Below are 12,478 nucleotides of genomic sequence, written 5' to 3' on the forward strand. Positions count from 1 at the left end.
TGTTTATAAAGTTCCATATTACAAATATTATTTATATTAAAAATTATGTTTTTTAACAAACCATCATAAGGCCATATCATGCAGGCAAATCAGGCACAGAATCCTCAAAAAGAACTGGCACTATTTGATTTAGATCATACTTTACTCGATGTCGATAGTGACTATCTATGGGGCGAGTATATCGTCAAACATAATCTTGTTGACGAAGCTGAATATCGCACTGCCAATCAGAAATTTTATCAAGATTATATCGAAGGTACGCTGGATGCGACGGAATACAATGAGTTTGTCGCGCAGTTTTTGAGTAGCTTACCAATAGATAGGCTGCATGAGCTACGAGAAGACTATATCAAAAGTGAAATCGAGCCTCATATTCGCCCAAAAGCGATGGAAGTCTTATGTCAGCATATTGAGCAAGGTCATGATGTGGTGATTATCTCTGCGACCAATGACTTTGTCGTCTCTGCGATTGCAAAACGTTTTGGTATCGAAGACAGTCATGTGTTATCGACACCACTTGAGATAAAAGATGAGCGCTATACGGGCAAATTGACGGATAAGCCCAATTTCCAAGAAGGGAAGATTTATCATCTCAACAAATGGCTTGATAAGCAGCAAGTGGCTGGCATTGATTTCAAAAAAACGTATGCGTATTCAGATTCCAAAAACGACATTCCACTGCTTGAGTGGGCGGACGTGGCCGTTTGTGTGTCACCTGATGATACGCTACATGCGCATGCGCTGGCACATCGCTGGGCGGTAGAGGATTGGTCGCTTTAGTGGTGTGGTTCGCCATCATAAAGAATTAACCAACTATTAAACGTTAATCTCATTTAAAATAGCGCTGTATCCGTTATTTATTTTTATTAAAAAAGCATAGGAACCTTTATGGAAATCAATCCGTATCAAGAACAAATCAAAGATTTATCCGAGCGTGGGCAGGACTTGCGGAGGTATCTTTGACTTCGATGGTAAGCAAGAACGCTTAGAAGAAGTTAATTTGGAGCTAGAGAACCCTGAGCTATGGAATGATCCTGAGCGTGCAACCAAGATTAACAAAGAGAAAAGTCATCTTGATGGCGTCATTGACGTGGTCGTTTCACTTGAAACCACGCTAGAAGATGCGTCCGCCATGCTAGAGTTGGCAGTCGAAGCAGAAGATGAGTCGCTACTAGCCGATGTGCAAAGCGAGCTTGATAGTGCCGAAGCACGCGTGGCTGATCTCGAGTTCCGCCGTATGTTTAGCGGCGAGATGGATCCAAACAACTGCTACCTAGATATTCAATCGGGCAGTGGCGGTACAGAGGCACAAGATTGGGCAGAAATGCTGCTGCGTATGTATACGCGCTGGGCAGAAGCGCACGGTTTCAAGGTCGATGTGATAGAAGTCTCGGCAGGCAGCGTGGCTGGGATTAAATCGGCGACGATTGAGATCAAAGGCGATTATGCCTTTGGTTGGCTGCGCACGGAGATTGGTGTGCATCGTTTGGTGCGTAAGTCACCGTTTGATAGCAATAATGGTCGTCATACGTCGTTTGCTGCAGTATTCGTCTCACCTGAAATCGATGATAATGTCGAGATTGATATCAATCCAGCGGATCTACGTATTGATACTTATCGCTCATCAGGCGCTGGTGGTCAGCACGTCAACACGACTGATTCGGCCGTTCGTATCACCCATGAGCCAAGCGGCGTGGTGGTGACGTGTCAGAACGAACGTAGTCAGCACGGCAACAAAGCCACTGCCATGAAAATGCTACGCGCCAAGCTTTATGAGCTTGAAATGCAAAAGCGTATGGAAAAACAACAAGCCGTCGAAGACAACAAGTCAGACGTTGGTTGGGGCAGTCAAATCCGCTCTTATGTACTCGATGACTCACGTATCAAAGACTTGCGTACGGGTGTAGAAACCTTTAATACAGGTGCTGTACTAGACGGAGATCTCGATCAGTTTATTGAAGCGAGTCTAAAAGCGGGTCTGTAAAATTAAGTCCATGAAAGCAACTTGAAACCTAAAACATTACCTAAAATTTTATTAAGGATGAATGATGCCAAGCGTTAATAATTATTTTGATAATAAAGTCACGTCTATCGCCTTTCAAACGGCAACCAAGCCTGCTACCGTTGGTGTAATGGAAATTGGTGAGTACGAGTTTGGGACCAGCGATTTTGAAACCATGAGTGTGGTGAGCGGTGCATTGACCGTAAAGTTACCAGAGAGCGATGAATGGCAAACTTTCAACGCTGGTGAGCAATTCACAGTGGAAGCCAATCAAAAATTCAATGTCAAAGTCGAGGTAGAAACAGCTTATTTATGCCTTTATGGCAAATAGCTTTATCTAAACGACGGTATACTTATAAAAAACGCCAAGTGCCATGCTTGGCGTTTTTTGTGTGTTAATGATTGGCTTAAAATAAAATTTTCATAAGTTTTTACGGTATTGCACCATGTCAGTTTGGGTAGCAATGGCATCGTATAGCTTACGCGACGCGTTGTTTCCTTCTTGCGTCGTCCAATAGACCCGATTGCAGTTTTTTTGAGCTGCAAAGTTATAGACATACTCAATCAAAGCCCGTCCAGCCCCTTGCCCACGTGCATTGTCGCTTACGTATAAATCTTCTAAGTAACAGCAGTCAGAAGTGTTCCACGTATTGGGATGTAATACGACATGAGTGATACCAACCAAGGTGTCGTTTATCCATGCCCCAAACCCATAAATAGCGATGTCTTGATTGAGCAAGTTGTCCCATGTTGCCTCTGTTGTATGAGTGGGCAATGTGGTTTCATAGAAGCTCAGATAGCGTTCCCATAACACGAGCCACAAGCTGTAATCTGTTTGAGAAAGAGGCGCTATTTTTATAGAAGTGTTTTGCATTGTATTTTATTCAACTTAAGTTCTAATTTGCATCAAATTATGCCTTAAAACTCAATTTTATAAAACCCTTGCATCCATTTAGTTTTACACAGGATTACACTTTGTCCTTGGCAAATAAACAGCAAAAATCATCACAGTTCATTATGCTAAAACGATTCATTTATCAGACGAGTTTTCTTATGAACAAAGAAAATCAGCAAAACCCTACACAAGATGTGCGCCATGACTACGAGCATTTGGCTCAGTTGGCAAATTTACGCTATGTCAGTGATAATGAGCCTGGATATGGGCGCAGACGGTGGGGACGCGGTTTTACCTATCGCGACGCAACAGGAAAAACAGTCAAAGACAAAGCACTACGTAAACGATTTGATGCGTTGGTGATTCCGCCTATGTGGTCAGAGGTCTGGATATGCCGAGATGAAAAAGGCCATCTACAATCCACAGGCCGCGACGAAAAAGCACGCAAACAATATCTGTATCATCCTGAGTGGGATCGCGTGCGCGACCAAGCCAAGTTTGATACCATGATTGGTTTTGCAAAGGCTTTGCCAAACCTGCGCGCCCAAGTCGAACAAGATTTGGAGGCAATACCATTATCACGAGCCAATGTCTTGGCAGCCGTGGTCAAGCTGTTAGAAACCACGCTCATTCGTATTGGTAATAGTCGTTATGCTAAGCTCAATAAAAGCTATGGCTTAAGTACATTAAGAAGCAAGCACGTCAGTCAAACTGACACAGGTCTGGCGTTTGATTTTGTTGGTAAAAGCGCCAAGGAGCATCACATTGAGCTGCAAGACGAGCGTTTGATTGAGATTGTACAAGCCTGCTCTGAGCTACCGGGTTATCAGATTTTTAAGTACTTGGATGAAAATGGCGACAAACAAGTTGTCGATAGTAGTGATATCAATGAGTATCTACGAACACATACTTGTATCAATGGCAGCAGTGGCAAAATGTACAGCGCAAAAGATTTTCGCACATGGATGGCCAGTGTGCTTGCAGCGAGTCATTTGTATGATGAGCTACAAACCTCTGACGGCAAAGCCATATTAGCCAGCGCGCCTGACAGTGCCGAGCGGCAGCAATTGGTCACTGATATGGTAAAAATGGTCGCAGAAGAGCTGGGTAATACGCCTGCTGTTTGCCGATCCTCTTACATCAATCCTATTATTATTGAGCGATTTTTAGCAGGGGAGTTTTTTGAGTCCTACAAGCAAGCACGCCGTGGACATACCAAAAAGTATCAAAGCTGTGAAGAAAAGGCGTTGCTAGGTTTTTTGAGTAATGAAACCTGATAAATAATTAAAAAATAAAGGTCGCTCACATATGTACTCTAACGACTCCTGTCTGACGTGTAAAAGTTTTATTGGTTCGTAAATAGGAATGTTAAATAAAAATGATACGGTATGTATTGAAATAAGTGTAAAAATGCGTTACTAATATAGTATATTAAACAACAAGGTTTGAAACGGTCATAGGATATAACCGTTTCAACGGTAGTCTTTATTGTTCTACCTGTCACTCGTTATTGCTAAAGGATTAGCTTATGAACACCCTTTCTTCAAATACTTCGTCTGTCAGTCACTCATTTTCAGACGCATTGTCTTTAAACACCGAGTCTTCGAACACCGATACAAATACTAAAAACACATCAGCAAATTACAATGATTATTATCATAACTTTAGCATGGATACATTGCTGACAGAGATTTTTGGCGAGCATTTAGACGATCGTTTAAACGCTTATATAGCATGCTGTGGTCGCCACGTGCGTGATGGCCGTGGCGATATGACAGCACTGGTGCATGAAGATACCGCAGGCAAGGTGACAAAAATGACGTTTGCTGAGCTTGATAAAGCCAGTGCGCAAGTCGCCAACCTATTGCAGTCTTATGGTGTAAAAGTAGGCGATCAAGTCGCAACCATGTTGCCTCGCACACCTGAGTTATTGACTATTGTATTAGCCACATGGCGAATTGGTGCCGTATACCAGCCGCTATTTACCGCTTTTGGTTATGATTCAATCAAATATCGAATGGATAAAGCAGGCACCAAAGTTGTCTTTACCAATGTCGACAATCGCAGCAAATTTGAAGACTTGGCTGACCAAACCAAAATGGTATTGGTCGGTGGTGACAATGATATACAAGTCGATGATCAGCAATGGGATGATGATCGTTACGCCAAAATGATGGCAATGCAACCAGAAACGCTAGAGCCTATATTATTGGATATTAGTGCGCCATTTTTACAGATGTTTACCTCAGGCACAGTCGGCAAGTCCAAAGGTGTCAGCGTCTCATTGACGGCGCTTCCTGCTTTTTATTTGTACATGCGCTATGCCATCGACTTACGTGACGATGATAATTATTGGAATATGGCAGATCCAGGCTGGGCTTATGGACTGTACTATGCCATTACAGGTCCCTTGTTGTTGGGTGTGACCACTCATTTCAACGAAGCTGGTTTTGATGCTGCCAATACTCGTGACTTTATGATACGTCACAAGATTACCAATTTGGCTTCTTCACCGACGGCGTTTCGAATGATGAAGTCGAGTGGTGTGTTTGACAACGTTAATGACGACGCTCGTGACGATACTAATGTTAAATTATCATTGCGCTGTGCCAACTCAGCAGGCGAGACCCTCAACACGGAAGTGGTCAATTGGGTTGAGACTTATTTGAACTGTAAGGTTTGTGATCAGTATGGCCAAACAGAGACGGGAATGACATGCTGTGCGCATCATGCATTGGAACATGAATCTCCAGTTGGCTCGATGGGAATGGCATTGCCAGGGCATACGCTCGTCGTATTAGATGATGACATGAATATATTACCTGATGGCGAGCAAGGGCAGTTAGCCGTCGTGGTGAGCCAATCACCCGCATTTTATTTCCATGGTTATAGCTGGAACGAAAAACAAGCGTTCGCTGATGATTACTATCTGACGGGCGATGTGGTCGAGCGTCATAGCGATGGCAGTTATTGGTTTTCAGGACGTGATGATGACATCATTATCACCGCAGGTTATCGCGTAGGTCCAACGGATGTTGAAAATACTGTATTAGAACACGAAGCCGTTGCCGAATCAGCAGCCGTTGGTATACCCGATGAGGTGCGCGGTCATACCATCAAATCTTATGTGGTGTTAAAAGACGGCATTGAAGGAACGGATGAGATTGCCAAGGAGATTGAAAACTTGGTACGCAAGCGCTTATCAACTCATGCTTACCCACGCGAGGTGGAATTTGTGTCGTCTTTACCAAAAACGCCAAGTGGCAAAATTCAGCGCTTTTTATTGCGCAGTCTATCTGCTGTGTAAGTATGTAATAGAGCGCTTTTTTTCTTGCTTGCTGTGTCTTCGCAGACAGAGGCTATAAACACATATCGTTGGCAGTCCATTATTATTGTTGTGCTTTTTTTATTTAGGATTAACCATAGTTTGTATAAAGCCAGCTTGTAAAAAATAGCGCATAGAAAAAATAGTTCATAACAATTAGAAAGTGAAAGGAGCAGTCATGCATATTGAAAAAAATAGCTTTTTGGTGACGGGCGGGGCATCAGGTTTAGGAGAAGCAGTGGTTCGCGCTATTGTTGCTCAAGGCGGTAATGTCGTGATTGCCGATCTCAACGAATCGGCAGGACAAGCTTTAATCAATGAGCTAGGCGATAAAGCACGGTTTATACGGTGTGACATAACCAGTGGCGATGATGTACAAGCTGCTGTCGATGTCGCTGAAAAAGTGTTTGGTGGTTTACAAGGCTCTGTTAACTGCGCTGGTATCGCTGTCGTACAAAAGCTGCTGGATCGTGATAATAATCCAGCGGATCTTGAGTCCTTTAGTCGCGGAGTCAATATTAACCTTGTAGGCTCATTTAATGTGGCGCGTTTGGTCGCTGCCAGTATCGCCAAGCGCGTCGCTAGTGATGCGACAACGGCGGTAGAAAACGATGCCGAAAAAAACAATGCTGACCAAGGCATTATTATCAATACTGCGTCTATCGCTGCCTTTGACGGTCAAGTGGGACAAGCCAGTTATTCCTCGTCAAAGGCAGGCGTGGTAGGTTTGACATTACCGCTTGCGCGTGAGCTTGCGCGTCACGGTATTCGGGTGATGACCATTGCGCCTGGCGTTTTTGCCACGCCAATGATGCAGAGCATTCCTGAAAAAGCGCGTGAACAGTTGGAGGCAGGCGTGCCTTATCCAAAACGTTTGGGCAATCCGGCTGAGTTTGCCAAGCTGGTCACCCATATCATCGATAATGCGTACTTAAATGGCGAGGTTATTCGTTTGGACGGCGCGATTCGTATGGTGTGATGCTACATCACGTCTTTAAGTAGAAGGCAGTATTTCTAGCTGTCTGATTCATCACTTTTGCATAAAACTTGGCATAGTGCTTTGATATATTATGACTCACTGCTATTTAGTATTTGTTATAAGGATTAAAGTCTATGTCATTTTTTCACACGCATGCTAGTAAACATTCAAACTGGTTGTTTTTCGCGATAGGACTTGGCCTTGCTACCATTGTGAGCGCTGGCACGGTCATCTATGTCAATAGTCACTCAAAACAACCATCACCCATTCCTGATACGACTATCATCGATAAAGTCTTGGTGATTAAGTCGCAGCGAGTGCTCAAATTATTGAGCGGTGACACAGTGATTCAGTCGTACAAGATTTCATTGGGAGCGAACCCTGTTGGTCATAAGCAGCAAAAAGGGGACAATCGTACGCCTGCAGGCAGCTACACCTTGGATTATAAAAACGAAAATTCTATTGCCTATCGTTCTATTCATGTCAGCTATCCTAATGCTGCTGATAAGGCGAGAGCGCAGTTATTGGGCGTTGATGCGGGCGGCGATATTATGATTCATGGACAGATGAATGGCTTTGGCCATCTAGCTTGGTTCAATCAAAAACGTGACTGGACCGAAGGGTGTATTGCTGTAACCAATGAAGAAATGGATGAGATCATGGCTGTGGTAAACGTTGGAACACTTATCGAAATCGTCGAGTAATGACTTCTTGGTTCTGAAATAGAAATAAGTAAGTATTCAAAAAATACTAATAAAATTTTGCTATAAAAACGATAACACCTATTCCTTGCTGGCACTTTTTTGCCAAACAAACTTCTCTTTTCATGATTCTTTATTTATTCTCTTGAAATACATACTTCATGTACTTATTAAAGTCCTATGATGATATCATCACAATTAGTAAGGTTTTTTTATAGTATTAGAATCGGACTTTTTGCTATTACCAATAAGTCACTATTTGTGGTTGACAACTCATATATGTGAGTTGAAATCTGGCATGATATACCCTATATAGATAATAACTGACAATGATTGATACCCGACAAAATTGGTGGTCACCACCACAGTTCCGGTGTCTTATTTTTTGTTAATCAACTAAAAATACTAACTATAAAAGGACACAAATATGAGGTTCGAAAAATTTACCCAAAAACTGCAATCGGCGATTCAAGAAGCCCAAAGTCTAGCGTTAGGACGCGATCATACAGGCATTGATCCTGTCCATTTGCTGGCGGTATTGCTGCAAGATGAATCCAATCTGTCGATTTGCCAACAAGCAGGCGCTTCTATTCCTGCGTTAAAAAATGGCGTGGCAAAGGCGTTAGATAAGCAAGCAACGATTTCAGAGCCGACAGGTGATGTCAATTTAAACCCAAATTCAGTCAAAATTCTAAATTTAGCTGATCGCCAAGCACAAAAAGAAGGCGATGATTTTATTGCGACAGAATGGGTTATGTTGGCACTTGCCGAACAAGGCGAAACTAAGAAAATATTTGAAAGTGCTGGCGTGACGGCAAGCAAGTTAAAGGTAGTCATTGAGCAATTGCGCGGTGATGACACGGTAAACAATCAAAATGCCGAAGATCAGCGTGATGCACTCAATAAATATACGATCAACCTAACTGAACAGGCGGAACTTGGTAAGCTTGATCCAGTGATTGGCCGTGATGAAGAGATTCGCCGTACCATTCAAGTGCTCTCGCGCCGTACTAAAAATAACCCAGTGTTAATCGGTGAGCCGGGTGTGGGTAAAACGGCAATCGTCGAAGGCTTAGCACAAAAAATTATCAATGGCGATGTGCCAGAAGGCCTACGTCGTAAAGAAGTGCTATCATTAGACTTAGGTGCGCTTATTGCGGGTGCTAAATTCCGCGGTGAGTTCGAAGAGCGTCTCAAAAGCGTGTTGAGTGATTTGGCCAAGCAAGAAGGCAACGTTATCTTGTTTATCGATGAGCTACATACCATGGTCGGTGCAGGCAAATCAGAAGGCGCGATGGATGCAGGTAACATGCTCAAACCAGCATTAGCTCGTGGTGAGCTACATTGTGTTGGCGCGACAACGCTTGATGAGTATCGCCAATTTATTGAAAAAGATGCCGCGCTTGAACGTCGTTTCCAAAAAGTGCTGGTCGATGAGCCAACGGTTGAGGATACCATTGCGATATTGCGTGGCCTCAAAGAGCGTTATGAGTTACATCACGGCGTCGATATTCAAGACAGCGCAATCATTGCTGCCGCTCGTATGAGTCATCGTTATATCACCGATCGCAAGCTACCGGATAAAGCGATTGATTTGATTGACGAAGCAGCCAGTCGCTTACGTATGGAGATGGACAGTAAGCCTGAAGCTTTGGGCAAGCTTGATAGTCGCTTGATTCAGTTAAAAATGCAGCGCGAAGTCCTAAAAAATGAAGAAGACGCAGGGGCGCAAGCAGAGCGTAAAGTATTGGATGCGCAAATCGAAGAGCTTGAAAAAGAATACGCTGACCTTAATGAGATTTGGCAAGCCGAAAAAGCTTTGGTCAAAGGCAGCCAGCAGTTAAAAGACGAGCTAGACAAAGCGCGTATTGCTTATGACAAAGCCAGTCGCGAAAGTGACTATGAAACCATGAGCAAACTGCAATATGAGACCATTCCGCAGTTAGAGCGCCGTATCACTGAGTCTGACTTGGCAGAGCAAAAAGAGCAGACCGGTGAAGGCAATGGTGTCAAATTGCTACGTAATAAAGTCACAGACAATGAGATTGCAGAAGTGGTTGCAGCAGCGACTGGTATCCCAGTCAGTAAAATGATGCAGGGTGAGCGTGACAAAATGCTCGCCATGGAACAAAAACTCCATGAGCGTGTAATTGGTCAAGATGAAGCGGTCGAAGCCGTCGCCAATGCCGTACGTCGTAGTCGAGCAGGATTGTCCGATCCGAATCGCCCATCAGGTTCCTTCTTATTCTTAGGGCCAACGGGTGTTGGTAAGACAGAGCTGACCAAATCGCTTGCGAACTTCTTGTTCGATAGTGAAGACGCAATTGTCCGTATCGACATGAGCGAATATATGGAGAAGCATAGCGTCAGTCGTCTGGTGGGTGCGCCTCCAGGGTACGTCGGTTACGAAGAGGGCGGTGCATTGACGGAAGCGGTACGTCGCAAGCCTTATAGTGTTATCTTGTTTGATGAAGTTGAAAAAGCGCATCCTGATGTGTTTAATATCTTACTACAAGTATTGGATGATGGGCGTTTGACGGACTCTCAAGGCCGAGTGGTGGACTTTAAAAATACGGTCATCATCATGACCAGTAATCTGGGGTCGCATAAGATTCAGGAAATGGTTGGTGAAAGCTATGAAGATATCAAAGCTGAAGTGATGGAATCTGTTGGACAACATTTCCGTCCTGAATTTGTCAACCGTATTGATGAAATTGTCGTCTTTCATCCACTCGGTATGTCACAAATGGCAGGTATCGCTGATATCCAGCTAGATCGATTGCGCAAGCGTTTGTATGAGCGAGAAATGGATATTGAGCTCTCAGCAGATGCAATGAATAAGCTGGTTGCTGTGGGTTACGATCCTGTTTACGGCGCGCGTCCACTAAAACGTGCGATTCAGCAAGAGATCGAAAACCCATTGTCACTCAAACTGCTGGCAGGTGATTTTGTTGCTGGTGACATCATCAAAGTCGACGTCGGCGCCGATGACAAACTGGTTTTTGATAAACTGAGAATGAGTTAATAGTAAACGCCGAATAACGTTTTTTATAAATATAAACCGACCCCTTACTTGCGATGGCAAGTGAGGGGTTTTTACGTTGTGTATTGGTATTATTTTACTTTTTTAACACGATGACTGTGTTATAAATAATTTAAGCTCTAATGACATGAACTTAACACGGATGGAGAGTAAAAGATGACGACAATCAACAAAAGACATATCAGCACACCATTAACCCTACCAATCATCGTATCAGCACTTCTGTTTAGTACGGCAGCTTGCTCTAATCAATCAGGCCTAACTGCTAACACAGATTCTAAAGACGCAAAAACCTCACCTAAAAAATCAGCCGTCAGCAATGAAAAACCTGAATTCACTACCAAGACTGTTGCAACTTTTGATGAGCCTTGGGCAATGGTAGCGCTGCCCAAATCTAATAATGCGTCCCTCAAGTTTTTGGTCACGCAAAAGACAGGTGAGTTGTTTATTGTAGATACTGCTACAGGGGCTAAGACAGAAGTTACGGGTATACCTAGCGTTGCTTACGGCGGACAAGGTGGATTGGGAGATATTACGGTTGCGCCAGATTTTGCGACCTCCAACAACGTCTATATCAGCTATGCAGAAGCAGGTAAGGGCACTGATAGCAATAAATTTGGGGCTAAGGTGATAAAGGCCAAACTGTCAGGATTGAATACTGCGACGCCAAGTCTGCAAAATATCACCCCAATTTGGCAACAAACACCGAAAGTAACTGGGCAAGGTCATTATAGTCATCGCTTGCTATTTTCACCTGACGGACAGTATTTGTATATCAGCTCAGGGGAGCGTCAGAAAAAAGACCCAGCGCAAGACATGAGTATGAACTTGGGCAAAATCATTAGGTTACATCCTGATGGCTCGGTGCCAAAAGACAATCCATTTGTCAGTGATAGCAACAAAATTGCTTCTCAGTTTTGGACAGTAGGCAATCGTAATGTACTGGGGATGAGATTCGATGAAAATGGTAAGTTATGGATAAGTGAGATGGGTCCAAAGGATGGTGATGAATTTAACTTAATTGAAAAAGGCAAGAACTATGGTTGGCCGATTGTGTCTAACGGACGCAACTATTCTGGTACGCCTATTCCCGATCATGATACTCGTCCTGAGTTTGCAGCACCTAAAGTCACATGGACGCCTGTCATCTCACCCTCATCAATGAGTCTCTATACTGCTGGTACACATAACGATTTCCCAGCATGGCAAGGAGATTTTCTGGTTGGTGGATTATCCTCAAAGGCTTTAGTAGTAGTAGATGTTAAGAATGATAATACTGCTTCCGAGCGATATCGGTATGATATGGGTGAACGTATTCGTAGTGTGTTGACAGTTGATGGTAAAGTATGGGTATTGGAAGATGAGAGTGACAGCAAGTTGCTGCAACTAATACCGAAATAAGATGTTTCCCCCTATATTTCTGTTTTATTGTTTTAAAAATTATCTGTGAATACAAAAATTAGTAGGCAAACTGAGGTAAATAGCGCTACCTAGTTTGTCTATTTCTTGTAAAACTGCATATGGATATGCCAC

10 protein-coding genes are annotated in these 12,478 nt (G+C 43.4%); 9 read left to right on the forward strand and 1 reads right to left on the reverse strand.

Annotation, left to right across the window (positions count from 1 at the left end):
• Positions 1-78 precede the first annotated feature (78 nt).
• The 3 genes from CIK80_RS12810 to CIK80_RS12820 all read left to right on the forward strand — a co-directional run bounded on the left by CIK80_RS12810 (position 79) and on the right by CIK80_RS12820 (position 2,333).
• The gene (locus CIK80_RS12810; RefSeq protein WP_095570286.1) at positions 79-780 is read left to right on the forward strand and encodes an HAD family hydrolase; all 702 of its coding nucleotides are present in this window, start codon (positions 79-81) and stop codon (positions 778-780) included.
• Between the two features lie 108 nt (positions 781-888).
• Positions 889-1,984, forward strand: a protein-coding gene (gene prfB, locus CIK80_RS12815) for a peptide chain release factor 2 (protein ID WP_099046701.1) whose coding sequence is annotated in 2 segments (ribosomal slippage) — positions 889-960 and positions 962-1,984 — 1,095 coding nt in all. Because the reading frame shifts where the segments join, the coding sequence is not laid out codon by codon here.
• A 64-nt stretch (positions 1,985-2,048) separates the two neighbouring features.
• Positions 2,049-2,333, forward strand: a complete 285-nt coding sequence (locus tag CIK80_RS12820; protein ID WP_095570288.1) for a pyrimidine/purine nucleoside phosphorylase — start codon at positions 2,049-2,051, stop codon at positions 2,331-2,333.
• A gap of 90 nt (positions 2,334-2,423) precedes the next feature.
• On the opposite strand, the gene CIK80_RS12825 is transcribed toward CIK80_RS12820, so the two are convergent.
• Positions 2,424-2,876 (reverse strand): GNAT family N-acetyltransferase, encoded by a 453-nt coding sequence (locus tag CIK80_RS12825; RefSeq protein WP_095570289.1) that lies wholly within the window; start codon positions 2,874-2,876, stop codon positions 2,424-2,426.
• A gap of 179 nt (positions 2,877-3,055) precedes the next feature.
• Here CIK80_RS12825 and CIK80_RS12830 point away from each other — a divergent pair, with 179 nt between their 5' ends.
• The 6 genes from CIK80_RS12830 to CIK80_RS12855 all read left to right on the forward strand — a co-directional run bounded on the left by CIK80_RS12830 (position 3,056) and on the right by CIK80_RS12855 (position 12,346).
• Positions 3,056-4,174: a DNA topoisomerase IB gene (locus CIK80_RS12830; protein ID WP_095570290.1), complete on the forward strand. Its 1,119-nt coding sequence runs from the start codon at positions 3,056-3,058 to the stop codon at positions 4,172-4,174.
• A 251-nt stretch (positions 4,175-4,425) separates the two neighbouring features.
• On the forward strand, positions 4,426-6,204 hold the full coding sequence (locus CIK80_RS12835) for an AMP-binding protein (RefSeq protein WP_095570291.1): 1,779 nt from the start codon (positions 4,426-4,428) through the stop codon (positions 6,202-6,204).
• 196 nt (positions 6,205-6,400) lie between these two features.
• Complete coding sequence (locus tag CIK80_RS12840; RefSeq protein ID WP_095570292.1) at positions 6,401-7,201, forward strand: SDR family NAD(P)-dependent oxidoreductase; 801 nt, start codon at positions 6,401-6,403, stop codon at positions 7,199-7,201.
• A gap of 134 nt (positions 7,202-7,335) precedes the next feature.
• Positions 7,336-7,905: a L,D-transpeptidase family protein gene (locus tag CIK80_RS12845; protein WP_095570293.1), complete on the forward strand. Its 570-nt coding sequence runs from the start codon at positions 7,336-7,338 to the stop codon at positions 7,903-7,905.
• A 424-nt stretch (positions 7,906-8,329) separates the two neighbouring features.
• Positions 8,330-10,927 (forward strand): ATP-dependent chaperone ClpB, encoded by a 2,598-nt coding sequence (clpB, locus tag CIK80_RS12850; protein WP_062844901.1) that lies wholly within the window; start codon positions 8,330-8,332, stop codon positions 10,925-10,927.
• 174 nt (positions 10,928-11,101) lie between these two features.
• Positions 11,102-12,346, forward strand: coding sequence for a PQQ-dependent sugar dehydrogenase (locus CIK80_RS12855; RefSeq protein ID WP_095570294.1), 1,245 nt, complete (start codon positions 11,102-11,104; stop codon positions 12,344-12,346).
• Positions 12,347-12,478: the final 132 nt, after the last annotated feature.

Source organism: Psychrobacter sp. JB193 (assembly GCF_002285555.1).
Lineage (GTDB): Bacteria > Pseudomonadota > Gammaproteobacteria > Pseudomonadales > Moraxellaceae > Psychrobacter > Psychrobacter alimentarius.

What these genes read in the sequence shown, in the direction of transcription:
- clpB (WP_062844901.1), top strand. Translation starts at nt 8,330, where the DNA reads ATGAGGTTCGAAAAATTTACCCAAAAACTGCAATCGGCGATTCAAGAA.
- CIK80_RS12830 (WP_095570290.1), top strand. Translation starts at nt 3,056, where the DNA reads ATGAACAAAGAAAATCAGCAAAACCCTACACAAGATGTGCGCCATGAC.
- CIK80_RS12855 (WP_095570294.1), top strand. Translation starts at nt 11,102, where the DNA reads ATGACGACAATCAACAAAAGACATATCAGCACACCATTAACCCTACCA.
- CIK80_RS12810 (WP_095570286.1), top strand. Translation starts at nt 79, where the DNA reads ATGCAGGCAAATCAGGCACAGAATCCTCAAAAAGAACTGGCACTATTT.
- CIK80_RS12845 (WP_095570293.1), top strand. Translation starts at nt 7,336, where the DNA reads ATGTCATTTTTTCACACGCATGCTAGTAAACATTCAAACTGGTTGTTT.
- CIK80_RS12825 (WP_095570289.1), bottom strand. Translation starts at nt 2,876, where the DNA reads ATGCAAAACACTTCTATAAAAATAGCGCCTCTTTCTCAAACAGATTAC.
- CIK80_RS12835 (WP_095570291.1), top strand. Translation starts at nt 4,426, where the DNA reads ATGAACACCCTTTCTTCAAATACTTCGTCTGTCAGTCACTCATTTTCA.
- CIK80_RS12820 (WP_095570288.1), top strand. Translation starts at nt 2,049, where the DNA reads ATGCCAAGCGTTAATAATTATTTTGATAATAAAGTCACGTCTATCGCC.
- CIK80_RS12840 (WP_095570292.1), top strand. Translation starts at nt 6,401, where the DNA reads ATGCATATTGAAAAAAATAGCTTTTTGGTGACGGGCGGGGCATCAGGT.